This is a genomic window from Corynebacterium auris (assembly GCF_030408575.1).
In the GTDB taxonomy this organism is placed as follows: domain Bacteria; phylum Actinomycetota; class Actinomycetes; order Mycobacteriales; family Mycobacteriaceae; genus Corynebacterium; species Corynebacterium auris.
In genome coordinates, this window is the sequence record NZ_CP047047.1 from 604,388 (window position 1) to 623,743 (window position 19,356).

The window sequence follows — 19,356 nt, forward strand, 5'->3', positions numbered from 1 at the left end:
GGCATGGAATCAGCTACCACTATTCCCGGGGCGTCCCTGCCGGCCGTTCCTCGCGCTTTCCTCGTCCCCCGCCCGCGCCACACCCAGCCGCGTGAGTGGGACTATGACCTGCCGCTGCGCGGGACGTGGAAGGTCACGGGCGAGGCTGGATCGGGCGTGTCCAGCTTTCTCGTGGACACCGCCGTGCACGCCATCGAGCAGGGGGCCGAGCCAAGCGGGCTGGTGCTTCTGACCGCGTCGAAGGAGTCCGCCTCCCGGTTGCGCGTTGAGTTGTCCGACCGACTGGCGGGCAGCGGATTTGTCACGGAGGCCCCTCTGGTGCGCTCCGTGCATTCGCTCGCCTTCGCGCTGGTGCGGCAGGCAGCCAGGGAGCCGATTCGCCTCATCTCGGGCGCTGAGCAGGACGCGGTGTTCCGCCAGCTGCTCCAGGGCCACGCCGCGGATGGGCGCGGCACCTGGCCGGCGGAGCTGCGCCCGGCGCTCGGACTGGTCGGTTTCGCCCGCCAGCTGCGCGACTTTTTGCTGCGCGCCGTCGAGCGCCGCCTGGGCCCGGAGGAGCTGCGCGAGCTCGGGCGCCTCCACCGTCGGCCCATCTGGTCCGCCGCGGGTGACTTCCTGCGGGAATACCAGCAGGTGATGGCTCTGTCGGGGGCGCGCAACCTCTCCGCCTCGGAGCTGGTGTCCGAGGCGCTGCGGGTGCCGTGGGAGAGCCCCTGGCACACGGTGCTTGTCGACGACGCCCAGCACCTCGACCCGGCCGCGGCGGAGCTCGCGCGACGGCTGGTGGAGTCGGCGCAGCTCGGCGTCGTCGCCGGCGACGCGGACCAGACGGTCTTCCACTTCCGCGGCGCCACCCCCGAGTTCCTGCGCACCCTCGGTGGGCTGGAGCACCAGGTCATCGACCTCGGTGCGACGCGCCGCGCGCCGGCCCGCCACGTGGTTCATGCGGACTCGGCCGCCACCCAGAACGCCGTCCTCGTCGACCGGTTGCGCCGCGCCCACCTGGAAGAGGGGGTCCCGTACCGCGACATGGCCGTGGTGGTGCGTTCGACCGGCATGCTCGAACCCGTGCGCCACGCCCTCGTGCACGCTGGCGTCCCGGCGGTGCTCAACCCCACGGACGTGGTGCTGAGCGAGCAGCGCATCGTCGCCTCGCTCCTGCTGGGCCTTCGCGCACTCAATGAGGACCTCACGGCCTCACAGTGGCGTGAACTCCTGCTCGGCCCCGTCGGGGGCACCGACCCCGTCACGCTGCGACGGCTCCTGCGCGGGTTACGCCGCTGGGAACCCGGGCGGCGCGCCGAGGAGACCCTGCGCGAGATCTTGGTCAGCCGCGCCGCCCTGCCCGACTTTGGAGAGATGCTCACCGACCGCGAGCTGAACATCCTCTCCCACGTGCGCGAGATTCTCGATGCCGGGCGCGCAGCCCAGGAGGAAGGCGGCACCGTCGAGGAAGTCCTCTGGGCTGTGTGGAACGCCACCGGCCTGGCGGATAGGCTTCTCGCCACCGCGTTGCGCGGCGGGGCGAGCGGCTCCCAGGCGGACCGCGACCTCGACGCCGCCATGGCGCTTTTTGACGCGGCGGGCGATTTCACTGAGCGTCGCGCCTTCGCGGGAGTCGAGTCCTTTGTCACCTACACCCTCGAACAGGTCCTGCCCACCGGCGTGCGTGACCGGCGCACCGCCACCCCCGACGCGGTCTCCCTGCTCACAGCGCACGGCGTGGCCGGGCGGCAGTTTCGCCGCGTCATCGTGGCCGGCGTGCAGGAGGATTCGTGGCCCTCGCTGGGGGAGACGGGCACCATGTTCGGCCAGGAGGACCTCGTCGACCTGATTGACAACGGCGTGGACCCCGCCGTGCCGGTTTCCCGCAAGACGGAGCGTCTGACCGAAGAGCGCAGACTTTTCGCCCTGGCAACAAGCCGCGCCACCGAGGACCTCCTTGTCACCGCGGTCGATGCCGACGAGGGCGAAGACGTCGTAGAGCCCTCCCGCTTCCTCGCGGAGTTCTGCCGCGAGCACGGGCTCGAGGTGGAAGAGCGCAGGGCCGGTGACTACCAGATCGAAAAAAGCGCGGAAGCCAGCCAGGTGCCCACGCTGCGCGTGCTGGCTCACGACGAGCTGATCGCCGAGCTGCGCCGCGCGCTCGTCGCTGAAGGCAGCGACGAGTCCACTCGCCTCCAGGCCGCACGCCAGCTTGCGCGCCTGGCGGACGCCGGGGTGGCCGGAGCTGACCCCAGCGAGTGGTGGACAACAACGCAGGCAACGACCCGCGAGGCTCTGCCGGCCCGCAACAGGCTGTCGCCCTCGCGCATCGAGAGCCTTCTGCAGTGCCCCATGCGCTCGGTGCTGGAGCGGATGGTCGAGCTCGACTCCTCGCTGAACATGGTCTGGGGGTCGATCGCTCACGCCTACTTCGAGGCGCTGGGCAACGGCGTCGACGAGGTGGTGGCGCGCCGCGCGGCTGTGGAGGCACGTCGCCGCGCCGACGACTCACCGGCCTGGAAGACGCAGCGTGACATCGAGGACTTCGAGGCGATGTTAGGCAGGGCCGCCGAGTGGATACGCGACACGCGCGGCGCCTTTGAGCAAGTCGCCGTGGAGGCCGAGGTCGACGTGGAGGTAGCGCCCCACTTGCGCATCACCGGCAGGATCGACCGCCTCGAGCGCGAGCCCAGCGGCGCGCACCACGTTGTCGACCTCAAGACGGGTGCCGAGGCGACGAAGAAGGAGACGGCGGAGAACCCGCAATTGCAGGCCTATCAGCTCGCGCTCTCGCGCGGCGTCGTGCGCGGGCGGTCCGTCGTGACAGCCGCAGAGGGCGATACACCCCTCGAAGTTGGGGGAGCGGTGCTGCTCTTCCCACGTAAAGATTCCAAGAAACCCACAACGCGCGAGCAGGCGCGCAAAACGCAAGAGGAACTCGACGAGTTCATCGCGGAGATTAGCCCCCTGCCCGCAGAGATGACGGGGCCGGAGCTTATCGCGCGCGCCGGCGCGCACTGCGAGCACTGCGCGGTGCGCGCGCTGTGCCCCGTACAACCCGAAGGACAGGTGATCTACCGTGCCTAGCCCCGCAGCGCGCGAAGACATGAGCCCGAAGGTGCTCTCGCGCTACCTCGGCCAGCAGTTCCCGCCCACCGACCAACAGTCGGATATCATCGGCGCCGCCCCCGGCCCGCTCCTCGTGGTGGCAGGAGCCGGGGCCGGCAAGACGGAAACGATGGCGGCGCGCGTCGTGTGGCTCGTGGCCAACGGCTACGCCCGCCCGGAGGAGATACTCGGGCTGACTTTTACCAGGAAAGCCGCCCGCGAGCTGGGCAAACGCATCCGGGACCGCCTGTCTACTCTTGCCGCGAACCAGGACCTCGTGCGCCGCCTCGACCCAAGCGGGGAGCTCGCGGGGGCGCTCAGCGTCATTGCGCCCACGGTATCTACCTACGACTCCTACGCCGGCGAGCTGGTCCGCGAATACGGGCTGTTGGTCCCCGTCGAGCCGGACGCGCGGCTCATCACCGCGGCAGAGCTGCACGACATCGCCCACGAGGTGGTCACCGACTACTCGGGGCAACTGCTTGCCGCCGAGGGATCGAACTCGGCAGTCGGCACTGTTGTGGACACCCTGCTGGCGCTCGTTTCCTCTCTGGGCAACGAGCTCGCCGCTTCGGCCGACGTGCGCGAGCACGCCGAGACCTTCCTCAAGGAAACCGAGGAGCTTCCGAAGGGGCCGCGGCAGAAAGACGCGTTCAACTCCACCATGCTGAAGTGGCGCGCCGCGCAAGAGGGGCGCGCGCAGTACCTGGCGCTGGTCGACGCGCTCGGTGCCCGGCTGCGAGAGCGCGGCGTGGTGACCTTTAACGAGCAGATGTCGGTGGCCGCCCGCCTCGCCCTCGCTCACCCTCAGGTGGGCCAGTCGCAGCGGCGCCGCTTCCGCGTGGTCATGCTCGACGAGTACCAGGACACCTCCCACGCCCAGCGCGTTCTGCTGCGCAGCCTCTTCGGAGAGGGCCGCGGCGACGCGGAATCTCACGCGCATCCCCTGACTGTGACGGCCGTCGGCGACCCCATGCAGGCGATCTACGGCTGGCGCGGCGCAACCGCCGCCAACCTCGCCGCCTTCGTGGAGGATTTCCCGGGGCCGGACGGCTCGCCCGCGCCGAAGAAGCAGCTGACAACGTCCTGGCGCAACCCGAAGGAGGTGCTCGACCTCGCCAATACCGTTTCCGACGCCCTGCTCGGCACTGGCCCGGGTCGCGCGGTCGCCCCGCTCGCGCCCCGCGATGGCGCAGCGGCCGGAGACGTCACGCTCGGTTTCTTCGCCACCGCCGAGGAAGAAATCTCCTATGTCGCGGACAACCTCGCCGAGCAGTACGCGCGCACCCGCGACGGGGGCGAGGGCTTTTCCGCCGCGGTGTTGGTGCGGAAGAACAAAACCTCTAGCGAGGTTGCGGCGGCACTCGATGAGCGCGGGGTGCCCTACGAAGTAGTCGGCCTCGGCGGGCTTCTCGACGTCCCCGAGGTCGCCGACACCATCGCCATCGCCACGATGCTCGTGCGCCCCGACGATTCCGCCGCCGCGCTGCGCGTCCTCACCGGCCCCGCCGTCGGCCTCGGCCTGAAAGACCTCGACGCCCTAGCGCGACGCGCGGCGAACTTGCGCGGCAGCGCCAGCGAAAAACCTGAGGGCGAGCCCACCGCCGACGACGACCCCACCGGGCACTTACATGCCCAGCTCGCTCACTTGGTGGAGGAAGCGGAGGAGATCATGGCGGGGAGCGACCGCCCCGCCGGGCTGACCGACGCCGTGGCCGACCTCGGCGAGCCGGAGCGCTACTCCCCGGAGGGGCTGGCGCGCCTGCACTCGACCGCCTCGAAGCTTCGCACGCTGCGCACCCGCAGCCTGGGCAAACGCCTGCCGGATCTGTTCGCCGACATCATCTCCGTCTTCGGCATCCGCACCGAGGTCCTCGCCCGGGACTCCGCCGCCGGGACCGTCCACCTCGACCGCCTGCTCGACGAGATCGCGAACTACCCCGGCAACAGCGTCGACGCGCTGCTGGACTACTTCGCGCTGGCGCGCACCCACGAAGACGGGCTCGCGCCGGGCTCGGTTCCTATCCGCACCGACCGCGTCCAGATCCTTACCGCCCACAAGGCCAAGGGCCTCGAATGGGATACCGTGGCTGTGGTGCACGCCGACTCCGCCACCTACAACGCGAAAGCGGAAACCTTCCTCACCCAGGTCAAGCGCCTGCCGGGGGAGGATTTCACGGCCTTTGAGGAGGCGGAGGACCGCTCCGGGTTCGAAAAGGCCGCCAATGCCTACTTGGCGGACGAGCGGGCGAAGCTCGCCGAGGAATCCGCGCGGCTGTTCTACGTGGCGCTGACCCGCACCGAGCGCAAGCTGCTCGTCACGGGGGCGCGGCGGAGCCCAGGGGCAACCAAGGAACGCGAGCCTTACGAGCACCTCGCTGCCCTCCGCGGGCTGGTGGGAGAGGACAGCATCGCCGCGTGGGACGAGGGCGACACGCCAGACGGCGAGGGCGACGGCGCGACGGCCCCCGTCAGTGAGGGAGTGTGGCCGCACTACTCCGTTGACGATAACCAGGCGCGCGCCGCCAGAGACATCGCGGCTGCACGAGCTGACCTGCCCCCGGTCGCGGAGGGGGAGCTGTACTCGCTGTGGGAACGCGACACAGAGGCACTGATCCAGGAGCACGAGGCGAACGCGAGCGCCGCGGTGCCGGTGGTTATCCCGGGCGAGCTGACGGCCTCCGACATCGTGGCGCTTAAGGCCGACCCGGCTCAATTCGCGCGGCGCGCGCGCCGGCCGGTGCCGTTCAAACCGAATGCCTACGCCAAGCGCGGCACCGCCTTCCACGAGTGGGTCGAGGAGTTTTACGGGGCGCGGCCGCTTTTGACCGAGGACGAATTGCCGGGTGGTGAGGAGCCGGACGTCGATAAGCGCACGCTCGAGCGCCTGAAGGAGAACTTCGCGCGGAGCCAGTGGGCCAACGCCACCCCCGCCTTCGTCGAGCAGCCCTTCGAGCTCGCGCTCGGGGACTCGGTGGTGCGCGGGCGGATGGATGCCGTGTTCGACGGCGAGGGCGGCTGGACCGTTGTGGACTGGAAGACGGGCAGCAAACCGGCTGCCGGGGAGATGGAAGCGCTGAAGCTGCAGCTGGCGGTCTACCGCGAGGCCTGGCGGCGTATCGCTGACGACGGGCGCGAGGTGCACGCGGTGTTCTTCTACGTGCGCACGGGGGAAAATTACTCCCCGTCGGGCCTGCCAGGGCTCGACGAGCTGGAGCAGTTGCTTCGGGATTCTTCGCGTCAGGGGCTAGAGTTCCTAGGCAGTGCTCAACAGTGAGGGGGCCCAGGTGAAGTGGTTCGGTAGTGTGATGCCGCACATGACGTGGCGCGACAGGCTGCAAGGGGACACGCACCTTGCGGATACGCCGGTGCACACGCTCCTCGACGTCGTCCGGATCCCCGCCTCCGCGCGCTCCTCGCCGTGGCTGCTCATCAGCAGGCGCTTCATTTACGCCGCGCTCATCGTGATCGTGGTCTCCGTCGCCGTCTACTTCGACAAGGACGGCTACAGCGAGCCTCTGACCTTCATCGACGCCACCTACTACTCGGCGGTGTCGCTGTCGACGACGGGCTACGGCGACATCACCCCGGTCACCCAGGGCGCGCGGCTGATGAACATCCTCGTCATCACCCCGCTGCGGATCGCCTTCCTCATGCTCCTGGTCGGCACCACCCTGTCCGTCCTCACCGAGGACTCCCGCAAGACGCTCCAGATTCAGCAGTGGAGGAGAACCGTGCGCAACCACACGATCATCATCGGCTACGGCACGAAGGGGCGCTCCGCGGTGGACGCGCTGCTTGCGGACGGCGCCTCGCCGTCGAGCATCGTCGTCATCGACGCCGACCCGGCGGTGCTCTCCCACGCGGAAAAGCGAGGCCTGGTCACCGTGCACGGAAACGCCACCAAGTCGGACGTGCTCAACATCGCCGGTGCGCGCCGTGCCCGCTCCGTCGTGGTCGCCCCCTCCTCCGATGACACGGCGGTGCTGGTCACCCTGTCGGTGCGCGAGCTCGCCCCGGCGGCGACGATTGTCGCCAGCGTCCGCGAGAGCGAGAACCAGCACCTGCTCATGCAGTCGGGGGCGGACTCCGTGGTGGTTTCCTCCGAAACCGCGGGCCGGTTGCTCGGCCTGGCCACCGTCACCCCGCCGGTGGTGGCGATGATGGAGGACCTGCTCAGCCCCGACGAGGGCTTCGCGGTGGCGGAACGGCCCATCGGCGACGATGAGGTCGGGGCGAACCCCCGCCACCTGGCTGACGTGGTGCTCGGCGTCGTGCGCTCCGGCGAGCTCTACCGCATCGACTCGCCGGAGGCTGAAACCGTCGAGCCGGGCGACCGCCTGCTCTACGTGCGCCACAGCCGCGACACAGCGTCCGATTCCGACACGATCTTCCAGGGGGAGTAGACGCCAGCGACATGACCATCGACCTTTCGCTTCTCGACGACGACCAGCGCGTCGCCGCCACCGCCCCGCGCGGGCCGGTGTGCATCCTCGCCGGTGCCGGGACGGGCAAGACAAGAACGATCACCTACCGCATCGCCCACCTCATCGACCAGGGGATGGTCTCGCCGAACAAGGTGCTCGCGGTGACCTTCACCCAGCGCGCCGCCGGTGAGATGCGCGACCGCCTGCGCGCCATGGGCATCGGCGGGGTTCAGGCGCGCACCTTCCACGCCGCGGCGCTGCGCCAGCTGCGCTACTTCTGGCCGCAGATCGCGGGCGACCTGCCGTGGCGGCTCATCGACAACAAGTTCCCCCTCGTCGGCCGGGCGGCGCGCGCGGCGGGGCTCGACTCCGGCAAAGACATGGTGCGCGACTTGCTCGGCGAGATCGAGTGGGCGAAGGCCTCCGTCATCGGCCCCGAGGACTACGCCGCGCGCGTCGCGGGGAGCAAGCGCACCCCGCCGACCGACGCCACCAAGGTCGCCGACGTCTACCGCATGTACGAGGAGGCGAAGACCAGTCCGGAAGGCATGCTCCTCGACTTCGACGACCTGCTCTTGCATGTCGCCGGCGCACTCGAGAACGCCCCGGCCGTGGCCGAGGAGTTCCGCTCCCAGTACCAGAGCTTCGTCGTCGACGAGTACCAGGACGTCACCCCTCTACAGCAGCGGGTGCTGGAGGGCTGGCTGGGCCAACGCGACGACCTCACCGTCGTCGGCGACGCCAACCAGACGATCTACTCCTTCACGGGGGCCACCCCCGATTACCTGCTCAATTTCTCCCGCACCTACCGCCACGGCACCGTCGTGAAGCTCCAACGCGATTACCGCTCCACCCCGCAAGTCACGGCCCTGGCGAACAAGGTGATCGGCAAGGCCACCGGCCGCGTCGCGGGCACCCGCCTCGAGCTCGAGGGCATGCGCCCGAAGGGGCCCGAGCCCACTTTCGCCTCCTACGACGACGAGCCGACGGAGGCCCGGGAAGTCGCCGCCGCCATCCGCTCGCTTCTCGACGCCGGGGTGCCCGCCCGGGAAATTGCGGTGCTCTACCGCATCAACGCCCAGTCCGCTGCCTTCGAGTCGGCGCTGTCTGAGGCCGGCATCGTCTACCAGGTCCGCGGCGGGGAGGGCTTTTTCCAGCGCCCGGAGATCCGCGAATCCATCTCCGCCCTCGTCTCCGCCGCCCGCCGCGACGACCTGCCGGAGGACCCCGTCGCGGTGGCCCGCGCCGCGCTCGCGCCCCTGGGCCTGACACAGAAGGAGCCGGAGGGCGCGCAGGCGCGCGAGCGCTGGCAGGCGCTGCGGGCGCTGGTGGACCTCGTCGAGGAGATCGTGCAGCGCGGCGAGGCCGCCACGCTAGTCGACGTCCTGCGCTCCCTGCGCCAGCGCGCCGAGGCGAAACAACCCCCGGCCGTGGACGGGGTGACCCTGGCCAGCCTGCACGCCGCGAAGGGCCTGGAGTGGGACGCCGTCTTTCTCGTGGGCCTCGTGGAAAATACTCTCCCCATCTCCCACGCCATCAAGGCGGGCGAGGAGCAGATCGAGGAGGAGCGCCGCCTGTTCTACGTCGGCGTGACGCGGGCGCGGGAGCACCTGCGCCTGTCGTGGTCGCTGGCGCGCCAGGAGGGCGGGCGCAAATCCCGCTCGCGCTCCCGCTTCCTCGACGGCATCGCCCCGGAGTTGGAGGTGGAAAAGACGCCGCAGCGCCTCAAGCGCGCCCGGGCCTGCCGGGTGTGCGGGTACCCGCTGGACACCCCGGCAGAAAAGTCGCTGGGCAGGCACGCCGAGTGCGAGCCCGAGTACAGCGAGGACGCCTTCATGGCGCTCAAGGCGTGGCGCCTCGACGTCGCTCGCGAGGGCGGGGTCCCGCCGTACATGGTGTTTTCCGACGCCACCCTGCTCGCCATCGTTGAGCAGATGCCCGCTACCCCGGAGGACCTGCTGGAGGTCAGCGGCGTCGGGCCGATGAAGCTGCGCAGCTTCGGCGAGGGGGTTTTGGAAACGATCGCGCAGTTCCGCTGAGGCGGCGCTGGGTGCTAATAGCACATCGGGCACGCCGGGTGCGGGGCGAGAGTCTGGTGCGTCACGGGGGCTGGGCCGAAGGGATCGACGATAACGAGCGAGCCGCGCCGCGGCGCGGGCGCCGAGACGCCGGGGGGGTCGGGCGCCCCGCACAAGCGCCGGATGATGCCTGCCGCAGCGGCAGCGCCCGCGGCCACGACGAGCGGGTCGGGCGGCGCCGGGTTGTCGCGGACGCGGCGGACAATGCGGGGCCAGTTGGCGTCGCGGTCGGTGTGGTACAGGTGGGCGCACTCCAGGCAGGGCCCGGCGGGGCCGCTGCCGAGGGGGCCGAGGAAGACTCGGGCGTCGATAAGCGATGCCGAAAGGACCGGGCCGGTTCGGCGGCGCGCCGCGTGGGCGAGGATGGTCGCGGTGGCGAGCTCGTCCACAACGGCGAGGGGGAGTGTGGGGTCGCAGCCGTCGAGGAAGCGCTCGGAGGATTCCCCGCGCAGCGGCGCGCGTACGGGGATGCGTGCCGCCGTCAAAAGCGGCCGGATCGCGGCGGCGAGTGGTCCGCGGCCGATGAGCGCGGCGGGGCTCGGGGCGGCGGCGACGAGGACCCGATAGGAAATCAGCTCGGCAACAAGCCCGGCGGTGTCGTGCTCGCTCAGGCCGCACTCGCGCCGCGCGCGTTCGGCGAGGAGCTCTACCCGGGTGGGAAAGCGCAGGCACTGCAGTGTGCGCGCAAGCTCTGCGGCGGCGGGCGTTTCGATGACCCCGCTGCGCGTCGCGTCGACGCCGAACTGGATCGTGCCCGGCCCGCGCAGCACAACGGTGACCCCCGGTGCGAATTGGACAATCGGTGAGTCCACGGTGATCTCCCCCCCCGGAGACGAACTGACGCGTCCTATTGCAGCACAGTTAGACTCGCTTGTCATGCGCCCTGCCAGCACCCCACCCCCGGTCCGCGTCATCCGTTCCCCGCGTCGACGTCGCACTGTTCAGGCACGATGGGTCGACGGTGTCGTCGAGGTGCGCATCCCGGCGGCGATGAGTGCGCGCGAGGAAGAAGAGGCGGTGGAGCAGATGCTGAGTAAGCTGCGGCGTTCCCAGTCGGCTTCGCCGCTTTCCGACGCCGACCTGGCGCGCCGCGCAGAAACACTGAACCAGAATGTCCTCGAGGGGCGCGCTCGCGTCGGCTCGATCCGCTGGGTGGGCAACCAAAACCACAGGTGGGGTTCATGCACGACGGCGACGGGGGATATCCGCATCAGCGACAGGCTGCGTGATGTTCCGGAGTACGTGCTGGACGCGGTGATCGTCCACGAACTGACGCACACGTTTATCGCGGGGCACAGCGAGCAGTTCTGGCGGTGGGCCGACCGAGCGCCGCGCGCGGAGCGGGCGAAAGGGTACTTGGAAGCGCTGCAGCGCTACGGTACCGCGTCGGGTTAAAGTTCGGTGCCGTCCTGGCGGCCGTCGTCCTTGCCGTCGTCCTCGTCGCGCTTGAGCTCCGGGTTGTTGCGCAGCTCTTCCTCCAGCTTGCTCAGCTCCTCGTCGAAGTTGGTGTCGGGGTTGTCGTCGAGAAGCGTGTCGATGAACGCCGCCGGGTTGTCCAGGTGCTCGGCGGTGGGCAAAAAGTCCGGGTGGTCCCACACCGAGTCGCGGCGCGACTGGCCGACGGCGTTGCCGGCGCGGCGCCACAGCTCCGCGGCCTCGCGCACCTTGGGCGCCCCGAGTTCGATGCCGACGACGTTGGCGAAGGCCTGTTCGGCGGAGCCACCGGTGGCGCGGCGGCGCGCCCACGCCTCGGCGAGGCGGGACGCGGAGGGGATGCGCTCGCCCAGCGCCTCGGCGACGACCACGTCGACCCACCCCTCGACGAGCGCAAGCAGCGTCTCCAGCCGCGAGGTGGCGCCCGCGTTGCGGGAGGTCACCCGGGGGGACAGGTCCTGGCCCTGGAGCTCGTTGAGCTTCTCCTGGATCTGCTGGGGGTCGCCGGCCTCGAGGTTGAGCGAGCGGGCGATTTCCTCCAGGTGGGAGGTGTCCAGCTCGAGGCCGGCTGAGTATTCCTCCACGGAGGAGACGAGCCGTTCGACGAGCCACGGCACGTGCTTGAACAGGCGCTGGCGCGCGGCCTCGCGGGCAGCGAGGTAGACGAGGATCTCCTGGCCGGGCAGCGAGAGCTCCTTCGCCATCGCGGAGGCGCTGCGCGGCAGGATGGCGGCGACTCCTGCCGGGGCGATGGGCAGGCCGAAGTCGGTGCCCGTCAGCGCTTGCTGCGCGAGGTCGCCGAGGGCGTGGCCGAGCCGCATGCCGAAGTTCATGGCGTTCATCTGGTTGAACATCCCGGCCATCGGTCCGAGCATCTCGCGCGCCTCGGCGGGCATTGCCTCGATCTGGGCGCGGTTCATGTGCTCTGCGACGGGGTTAACCAGCCGCTTCCACGCCGGCATGGTGTTGCCCAGCCAGTCGGCGGGGGACCAGGCGGCGGGTTGGGCGCCGGAGGCCGGAAGCGTCGTTGCGCCGTCGAGCCAGAGGTCGACGAGCTGGAGGGATTCGGCGACGGCGCGCGCCTCGGAGGAGGGCACGGACGGGCTGTCCCCCAGGCGCTGCCGCGCCATGCGCAGGGCGAGGTCAAAGTTCACCGCGTCGCCCTCGTTGCGGTTGTTCATGGTGGTGCCCATGCCGGAGAGCATCTGGCCGAACTGGTTGAGCAGGTCGCCCAAGTTAGCGTTGCCGCCGCCAAAGCCGCCGAACGGGTTATCGCCGCTGTCGCGGCGCTTGTCGTCGTCGCCCTCGTTGTCGTCGTCGCGGCCGTTGAAGGGGAAAGTGAACCCGAATCCGTTGTTCATGCGTTCCACCCTACCTAGGTGCCTGCGGGGCCTGTGGGGCCTTGTGGGCACCTTGTGGGCGCTGTAAGCGAACGCGCTGGGCGGGCAGGTAAGGTATCTCTCCGTGAATTCCGTAACAGATGTGCCGGCGCACCAGGTGCGCCGTCGGCGGACGCTGGTGCTGGGCGCCGTGCCCGTCGCGGCGCTGGCGCTGGCGCTCTCGCTCGACCACGTCCCGTTTACGGATATCTCGCTGACTGTGCCCTATGCCGCCGAAGGGCCGGGGCCGACGTTCAACACTCTCGGGGAGGTCAACGGGGAGCCGGTCGTTGACGTGGAGGGCGCGCCGACCCAGGAGACGGCGGGCAACCTCAACATGACCACCGTGTCGGTGCGCACGAACATGACGCTCGCCCAGGCGCTCGGGCGCTGGCTCGGCGCCGGTGACAATATCGTGCCGTTGGAGCAGGTCGTGCCCCCCAACGTCAGCGAGGAGGAGGTGCGGGAGGCGAATCAGCAGGCCTTCGTCGCCTCGGAGGCCTCCGCCACCGTCGCCGCGATGAATTTCCTGGGCCGCCCGACGACCGTGGTGGTCCACGACACGGTTGAGGGCTCCGCCGCCGAGGGGGTGGTGCAGCCGGGGGACACGATCACGCGGGTGGGCCAGCGCGAGGTCAGCGAGCCCGGCGAGGTGCGCGACGCCGTTCGCTCGTTGTCCCCGGGCGACGAGCTGGAGCTTAGCGTCACGCGCGACGGTGCCGAGGAGGAGCTCGCGGTGCGGCTCGGGGAAAGTCCCGAAGACGCGGTGGTGCCGCAGCTGGGTATCCTCATGACCTCGGCCCCCGCCGAGGGGATCAGCGTGACGTATAACCTCCAGGACATCGGAGGGCCAAGCGCCGGGATGATGTTCTCCCTGGCCGTCATCGACAAGCTGTCGCCGGGCGCGCTCAACGGCGGGGCGTTCGTAGCGGGCACCGGCACGATCGACGAGGCCGGCAACGTCGGCCCGATCGGCGGCATCACCCACAAAATCGAGGCCTCGAAGAACGAGGGCGCCGAGCTCTTCCTCGCGCCCGCCGGCAACTGCGGAGAGGCGGCACGCGCAGACGCGGGCTCCATGACGGTGGCGCGCGTGGCCACTCTCGAGGACGCCGTGAGCGCGATGGAGGACTTCGACGCCGGGCGCGAGGTAGTCGGCTGCCAGGCGCAGGGCTAGGCGGCGGGGTTTTCCTCCTCGGCGGCCTGGCCCTGCTCCTGGCTCTGGCCGTCTGCCGGTTCGGGGGCTGGCTCGGAGGTCGCCTCCGGGTTGTTGACCAGCCCCAGCTTTTCGATCCGCTCCCGCGGGTCCTCCTGGTCCGTAGAGATCAGCTGCTGCATGACCTGGCCCTTGTCGTTGTCCACGACGGTGATGATCGCCGAGGTGCCGAGGGTGGACCAGCCCACCACGCGCTCGCCGTCGTCCTCGACGATGCGGGAGCTGCGCAGCTCCGTGAGCAGCTGGGTCGTCGACGCCGCCTTCGACTCCGAGTCGAAGAACTGGAACTGCCCGATATCGGGCCCCGAGCAGTCGAAAGACCCGTCGACGTCGGTCGCGTTACACGTCTCGAGCTCCTCGAACAGGCTCGCCGGCGCGAGCGTCGAAAAGTGCTCGGCGACGTCGCTGACAAGCTCGCTTTCGCTTGACGACGTCTCCGTTGCGCGCGCCGAACTTGTGGCCGAGGAGGGGGAGGAGACAGTGGTCTGTTCCGTGCTGGTTGTGGTGTTCGTGGTCTCCACGCCGGAGCCGCCGGCGGGCTCGCCAGCGCAGCCGGCGAGCAGGAGCGCGGGCAACGCCGCGGCGGCGGCGAGGCGGCGGGCGGAACGGGGGCGGTGCACGATCTGATCTCCTTGGGCTGGCGTGTGCGGCAAAACAGTTCCTAGTTTAGTTCAGCTTCGTCGGGGTCCTGCTCGAGTCCGAAGCGCAGGGCGGCGATGACGTGCGGGGCGACGCCGGGCCCGCCGCGCAGCTCGATGTCGTCCTGCGCGAAGGGGCCCTTTTCCTCCAGCTCCTTCTCGGTGGGGCGCAGCTGCAAAAGCGTCAGCTCGAGCTCCTCGCCGCGCAGGACCCCGGAGAACAGGCGCGCGGCCCGCGGCGCGGCGGCCTCGGGGGCGGAGGCATCGCGGAAGAGGATCTCCTGGGCCAGCACAACGCCTTCGACATCCCGCGGCCAGGCCAATCGCGCGACGTATTCGGCAAGTTCTTCCGAGCCCGGTTGAATGTGGTCGGGGAGGTCTTGCACCACGAGGGTGAGAGGGGAGCCGCTTTGAAGCTCCTCGATCTGGTCGACGAGCAGTTCGGTGGGGACGAGGGCGAACAGGGTTGGCCCGGCGTCCCACCCCTCGGCGTGGACGAACTCCACGGCTTCCATCATCGCCTTGTTCAGTGCTTGCTGGGACAGCATCGGGAACCCTTCCGTCGGCTCGGCCGTTGGTCATTTTAAGCTAGGACATTAGTACGCGTTCCACCAAGAACTATTTCCGAAGGAGCAGGATTGCCTACCCGCACAACCCGTCCTCAACCGCGGGCAAATAAACAGAATAAGGGGTTGATAGCGGCGATCGCCGTCGTCGCTGTCCTTCTTTTCGTCATCCCGGTCCTCGTCGGCTTCTACACGGACTGGCTGTGGTTCGGCGAGCTCGACTACCGGGGGGTGTTCGGCAGGGTCATTATCGCTCGTATCGTCCTGTTCCTGCTCTTCGCCCTCCTCGGCGGCGGTGTTGCGTTCGCCGCGGCCTACTTCGCGTGGCGGACCCGGCCGAGTAACACGACGGAGGGGGACCCCTTCGCGCGGGCGAACCCAAACCAGGCGGCGGTCGAATCCGGCGCCCGCGTCCTGCTGGTGTGGGTGCCGTTGGCGGTTGCGCTGTTTGCCGGCCTGACGGGCCAGAACTTGTGGCGCACCTTCATGCTGTGGATCAACGGGGGCGACTTCGGCGTCACCGACCCGCAGTTCGATAAGGACCTGGGCTTCTACGCCTTCGCGCTGCCCGGCCTGAATGCGATTGTCGGCACATTGTCCACGCTGCTCATCATCGCTTTCCTCATCGGCCTGGTGGGGCACTACCTGCTCGGCGGTATCCGCGTGGGCAGCAACGTGTCGGGGCTGTCCGGCTACATCTCCCCGGCGGCGCGCGCGCAGCTGGCGCTGACGGCGGGGCTGTGGCTGCTGACTAGGGCAGGCGGGTACTGGCTCGAGCGCTACGGGCTGCTGTACCAGGAAAACGACATCTTCACCGGCGCGTCCTACACGGCGATCAACGCCTCCCTGCCGGCGAAGATCATCCTCATGGTCATTGCCATCATCGTGGCCGCGGCCTTCTTCGCCTCCATTGTCTACCGCGACCTGCGCATCCCGGTGCTGGCCACCGTCCTCATGCTGGTCTCTTCCCTCGTCGTCGGCGGCGTGTGGCCGGCCCTGCTGGAGCAGTTCTCCGTCAAGCCGAACCGCCAGGCCAAGGAGTACGACTACATCGGTCGCAACATCGAGGCCACCCGCCAGGCGTACGGGCTGACCGAGGAGAACGTGACCTACGACAGGGATTGGGGTGCGGGCGGCACCTCGAACGACGAGGTCGCCGCCGACGCCGCGACGCTCAGCAACATCCGCTTGCTCGATCCGGACATCATCGCGCCGACGTTTACGCAGAACCAGCAGCTGCGCAACTTCTACGGCTTCCCCGAAACACTCGCGATGGACCGTTACATGGTTGACGGCGAGCTGCGCGACTTCGTCGTCGCCGCCCGCGAGCTCGACCCGAACGCGCTGCAGGAAAACCAGCAGGACTGGATTAACCGCCACACCGTGTACACCCACGGCAACGGCTTCGTCGCCGCGCAGGCGAACACCGTCGACGAGGCGGCGCAGGACGCCGGCTCGACCCGTGGTGGTCTGCCCATCTTCACCGTCTCCGACCTGCAGACCAACGCCCAGGCAGAGGCCAGCGACGAGGCGGAAGAGTTGGGGATCCGCGTCGACGAGCCGCGCATCTACTACGGCCCCGTCATCGCCAGTGCCCAGGACGGCCTGGACTACGCCATCGTCGGCGACAACGGTCAGGGCCCGGTGGAGTACGACACCGACAACTCCACCTACACCTACTCCGGTGAGGGCGGCGTCAACGTGGGCAACGTGATCAACCGGCTGGCGTACGCGATTAAGTACCAGGAGCTCAACCTGCTGCTGTCGGACCGCGTTGGCTCCGAGTCGAAGATCCTCTACGACCGCGACCCGCGCACGCGCGTGGAGCGCGTCGCGCCCTGGCTGACGACGGATTCGAAGACCTACCCGACGGTCGTCGACGGCCGCATCAAGTGGGTCGTGGACGGCTACACCACCCTGTCGGAGTTGCCGTACTCCACCCGCACCTCGCTCACGGACACCACGCAGGACGCCCTCAACCCGGACGGCACCACCCAGCGCCTGGTGAACAACAACCTGGGCTACATCCGCAACTCCGTGAAGGCCACCGTCGACGCCTACGACGGCACCGTCGACCTGTATGCCTTCGACGAATCCGACCCGGTTCTGCAGGCGTGGATGAAGGTCTTCCCCGACACCGTCCGCCCCGCCGCGGACATCTCCGACAACCTGCGCGAGCACCTGCGCTACCCGGAGGACCTGTTCAAGGTGCAGCGTGAGCTGCTCGCCCGCTACCACGTCGACGACCCAGGCGTGTTCTTCAACAACGACGCCTTTTGGTCGGTGCCGAACGACCCGACGGCCCCGGAGGGCCGCCAGGAGCTGAACCAGCCGCCGTACTACGTCGTCGCCGCCGACCCGGAGACGAACGAGCCTTCGTTCCAGCTCATCACCCCGTACCGCGGCCTGAACCGTGAGTTCCTCTCCGCGCACATGTCCGTGGCCTCCGACCCGGACAACTACGGCCAGATCACGGTCCGGGTGCTGCCCACGAACACGCAGACGCAGGGCCCGAAGCAGGCGCAGGACGCGCTGATGTCTTCGGACCAGGTGGCCCGCGACCGCACCCTGTGGGAGGGCTCGAACGACCTGAAGAACGGCAACCTGCTCACTCTGCCGGTCGGCGACAGCGACATCCTCTACGTCGAGCCGATCTACTCGCAGCGCAAGGACCAGGCCTCGGCGTTCCCGAAGCTGCTGCGCGTGCTCGTGTTCTACCGCGGTCAGGTGGGCTACGCGCCGACGGTGTCCCAGGCGCTGAACCAGGTCGGCATCGACTCCTCGGCAGCCCAGCAGATCGACATCGTCGACGAGGGAGCCACCGACTCCGGTGCCGGAGCGGGCTCCGACTCCGCCCCGGTCGAAAGCGCCGAGGCCGAGGGCGACAACCAGCCCGAGGACGCGGGAGAGGCCTCTCCCGCCCCGGCCAACCTCGACGAGGCGCTGTCGCGTATCGACGACGCACTGACCGGCCTGGACAACGCGCGCGACGGCTCCTTCGAGGAGTACGGCCGCGCCCTCGACGAGCTGGATAGGGCGGTGGAAAGCTACCGCAACGCCCAGTAAATCGCGCTCCTACCAGGCGATTTGGCCTTTCCCGGCGACGACCCTATAGTGATAACACGTTGCCGGGAAATGGCAGCAGGTGAAGTAAATATCACCCGTCGCGGGGTGGAGCAGCTCGGTAGCTCGCTGGGCTCATAACCCAGAGGTCGTAGGTTCGAATCCTGCCCCCGCTACAAAGGAAACCCCCTACCAGCAAATCTGTTGATAGGGGGTTTCGCTTATGCGCTAGATTCTCGTTATGGGGTTAAGGGTCAAAATGTGTGGGTTAAACGACAAAATGTGTGTCTGGTGTCGGCGTGTCGCGGGGGTTAGATGTGGCCTTTTTGGATGCCGATTGAGTGGGTGTAGTTGGTGTCGATAGCGTTGTCGTAGAGGGCTGGTCGTCCTGTTTCGTGGTCGGCGTGGTTCTCGTTGTGGGGCAGGGTTGAAACTTTGGCGAGTTGGTCCTGACCCCAGTTGGACTGTCTGGCGATCTCGACTGGGTCGTCAGGCAGTTCTGTTTTCAGGTAAAGCCACCAGTCGAGCATCCGGCGTTGATGCTCACCGTATCTGCCGCGATGGGTGCGGGCAAGCAGTTTCAGCTGGGCGTTGATCCCGCCTTCAAGACTGTTAGTCGTCGGTTTGATCCGCCCGGGGTTGATCACACCAGCGGGTGGGTCGAGGTAGACAAACAACAAGTTGTTGCGCCACAGGTGGTTGAGGCTGTTGTAGGCCTTGCGGGTGCGCTCATGCGTCCACGACCAGGTGCGTTGTTTCGTCAATGGGTCGGTTGTCCACGTTTTCTGGTTCATCCAGCCGCGGTAGACGTTGCCGTATTCGTGGAGCTTGGCACCCCACGCGGCCGCCTCATCAAGATCGGTGATCTTCGTGAGGTTAAGCGCGAGTTGGTAGATCGCTCGTCCAGCATCCGTGCGCGGGCGGGAGGTGGTGTAGCGGCGCACCACACGTTGGGCGTGGACAAGGCAGCGTTGGATCTTGGTGTTAGGCCAGCACTTTTTGATTGCGCTGGCTGCGCCTTGTCCACCGTCGATCACGGCGATCAGGGGCGCGGGGATGCGTTCACACAGTTGCTGGTAGTCGCGGGTGGTTTCGTGTGTGCACCAGTGCCAGGCGATGACGTGATCCAAGGTGGCGGCAACTATGAGACATCCGCCAGCGGTGTAGGTGCCGTCGATGAACACCTGGTCGTATACCCGCCCGGTATGCGCGAGTGTGGGATCGGGCACATCAATGAGCCAGCACCACGAAAACCGCCGTTTCATGGTGGAGTGGCTGATCCCAGCGTCTCCTGCGATCTGCCTCAGGGCGGTGGTCGATGTGCAGTGCTCGATGAATTGTCGAAACACCGCTTGGTTGGTGATATCGCTGCGGGTTTTGGTGGTTGATGCACCGCAGATTTTGCAGCGCCACCGAGCGGTGCCCTTGGATGTGGTTCCGTTGCGTTTCATTTCCCCACCGC

12 protein-coding genes and 1 tRNA gene are annotated in these 19,356 nt (G+C 68.5%); 8 read left to right on the forward strand and 5 right to left on the reverse strand.

Annotated features, from left to right (window positions below; all coding sequences use genetic code 11):
• Positions 1 to 3 precede the first annotated feature (3 nt).
• From CAURIS_RS02955 to CAURIS_RS02970, 4 genes are read left to right on the forward strand one after another with little or no spacing between them, the layout of a single operon-like run.
• Complete coding sequence (locus tag CAURIS_RS02955; protein WP_290342747.1) at positions 4 to 3,072, forward strand: ATP-dependent DNA helicase; 3,069 nt, start codon at positions 4 to 6, stop codon at positions 3,070 to 3,072.
• Between the two features lie 19 nt (positions 3,073 to 3,091).
• Positions 3,092 to 6,370 (forward strand): ATP-dependent helicase, encoded by a 3,279-nt coding sequence (locus CAURIS_RS02960; RefSeq protein WP_290343290.1) that lies wholly within the window; start codon positions 3,092 to 3,094, stop codon positions 6,368 to 6,370.
• Positions 6,371 to 6,410: 40 nt separating this feature from the next.
• Complete coding sequence (locus CAURIS_RS02965; RefSeq protein ID WP_435384035.1) at positions 6,411 to 7,499, forward strand: potassium channel family protein; 1,089 nt, start codon at positions 6,411 to 6,413, stop codon at positions 7,497 to 7,499.
• 11 nt (positions 7,500 to 7,510) lie between these two features.
• Complete coding sequence (locus CAURIS_RS02970; protein ID WP_290342748.1) at positions 7,511 to 9,559, forward strand: ATP-dependent DNA helicase UvrD2; 2,049 nt, start codon at positions 7,511 to 7,513, stop codon at positions 9,557 to 9,559.
• Between the two features lie 14 nt (positions 9,560 to 9,573).
• On the opposite strand, the gene CAURIS_RS02975 is transcribed toward CAURIS_RS02970, so the two are convergent.
• Positions 9,574 to 10,410, reverse strand: a complete 837-nt coding sequence (locus CAURIS_RS02975) for a hypothetical protein (protein WP_290342749.1) — start codon at positions 10,408 to 10,410, stop codon at positions 9,574 to 9,576.
• 64 nt (positions 10,411 to 10,474) lie between these two features.
• Between CAURIS_RS02975 and CAURIS_RS02980 the strand changes: the two genes are divergently transcribed.
• Positions 10,475 to 10,993 carry a M48 metallopeptidase family protein gene (locus tag CAURIS_RS02980; RefSeq protein WP_290342750.1) on the forward strand — a complete coding sequence of 173 codons (519 nt, stop codon included), beginning with the start codon at positions 10,475 to 10,477 and terminating at the stop codon, positions 10,991 to 10,993.
• On the opposite strand, the gene CAURIS_RS02985 is transcribed toward CAURIS_RS02980, so the two are convergent.
• Complete coding sequence (locus tag CAURIS_RS02985; RefSeq protein WP_290342751.1) at positions 10,990 to 12,393, reverse strand: zinc-dependent metalloprotease; 1,404 nt, start codon at positions 12,391 to 12,393, stop codon at positions 10,990 to 10,992. The genes CAURIS_RS02980 and CAURIS_RS02985 overlap by 4 nt on opposite strands.
• A 103-nt stretch (positions 12,394 to 12,496) precedes the next feature.
• Here CAURIS_RS02985 and CAURIS_RS02990 point away from each other — a divergent pair, with 103 nt between their 5' ends.
• Positions 12,497 to 13,588, forward strand: coding sequence for a YlbL family protein (locus CAURIS_RS02990; RefSeq protein WP_290342752.1), 1,092 nt, complete (start codon positions 12,497 to 12,499; stop codon positions 13,586 to 13,588).
• Here the strand turns inward: CAURIS_RS02990 and CAURIS_RS02995 are convergent.
• Both CAURIS_RS02995 and CAURIS_RS03000 read right to left on the reverse strand, forming a co-directional pair.
• A complete protein-coding gene (locus CAURIS_RS02995; RefSeq protein WP_290342753.1) occupies positions 13,585 to 14,247 on the reverse strand; it encodes a hypothetical protein in 663 nt (220 codons plus the stop codon). The two genes, CAURIS_RS02990 and CAURIS_RS02995, sit on opposite strands and share 4 nt — an antisense overlap.
• 41 nt (positions 14,248 to 14,288) lie before the next feature.
• Complete coding sequence (locus tag CAURIS_RS03000) at positions 14,289 to 14,813, reverse strand: PPA1309 family protein (protein ID WP_290342754.1); 525 nt, start codon at positions 14,811 to 14,813, stop codon at positions 14,289 to 14,291.
• Positions 14,814 to 14,903: 90 nt separating this feature from the next.
• Here CAURIS_RS03000 and CAURIS_RS03005 point away from each other — a divergent pair, with 90 nt between their 5' ends.
• Together CAURIS_RS03005 and CAURIS_RS03010 are read left to right on the forward strand one after the other, a co-directional pair.
• Positions 14,904 to 17,897: a UPF0182 family protein gene (locus tag CAURIS_RS03005; RefSeq protein ID WP_435384019.1), complete on the forward strand. Its 2,994-nt coding sequence runs from the start codon at positions 14,904 to 14,906 to the stop codon at positions 17,895 to 17,897.
• A gap of 99 nt (positions 17,898 to 17,996) precedes the next feature.
• Positions 17,997 to 18,070 (forward strand) — tRNA-Met (locus CAURIS_RS03010).
• Between the two features lie 135 nt (positions 18,071 to 18,205).
• Here CAURIS_RS03010 and CAURIS_RS03015 read toward each other — a convergent pair.
• Positions 18,206 to 19,345 carry an IS1249 family transposase gene (locus tag CAURIS_RS03015; protein WP_290342756.1) on the reverse strand — a complete coding sequence of 380 codons (1,140 nt, stop codon included), beginning with the start codon at positions 19,343 to 19,345 and terminating at the stop codon, positions 18,206 to 18,208.
• Positions 19,346 to 19,356 lie beyond the last annotated feature (11 nt).

Coding starts and splice junctions, on each gene's coding strand:
- CAURIS_RS02955 (WP_290342747.1), top strand. CDS start 4: ATGGAATCAGCTACCACTATTCCCGGGGCGTCCCTGCCGGCCGTTCCT.
- CAURIS_RS02960 (WP_290343290.1), top strand. CDS start 3,092: ATGAGCCCGAAGGTGCTCTCGCGCTACCTCGGCCAGCAGTTCCCGCCC.
- CAURIS_RS02965 (WP_435384035.1), top strand. CDS start 6,411: ATGACGTGGCGCGACAGGCTGCAAGGGGACACGCACCTTGCGGATACG.
- CAURIS_RS02970 (WP_290342748.1), top strand. CDS start 7,511: ATGACCATCGACCTTTCGCTTCTCGACGACGACCAGCGCGTCGCCGCC.
- CAURIS_RS02980 (WP_290342750.1), top strand. CDS start 10,475: ATGCGCCCTGCCAGCACCCCACCCCCGGTCCGCGTCATCCGTTCCCCG.
- CAURIS_RS02985 (WP_290342751.1), bottom strand. CDS start 12,393: ATGAACAACGGATTCGGGTTCACTTTCCCCTTCAACGGCCGCGACGAC.
- CAURIS_RS03000 (WP_290342754.1), bottom strand. CDS start 14,813: ATGCTGTCCCAGCAAGCACTGAACAAGGCGATGATGGAAGCCGTGGAG.
- CAURIS_RS03015 (WP_290342756.1), bottom strand. CDS start 19,345: ATGAAACGCAACGGAACCACATCCAAGGGCACCGCTCGGTGGCGCTGC.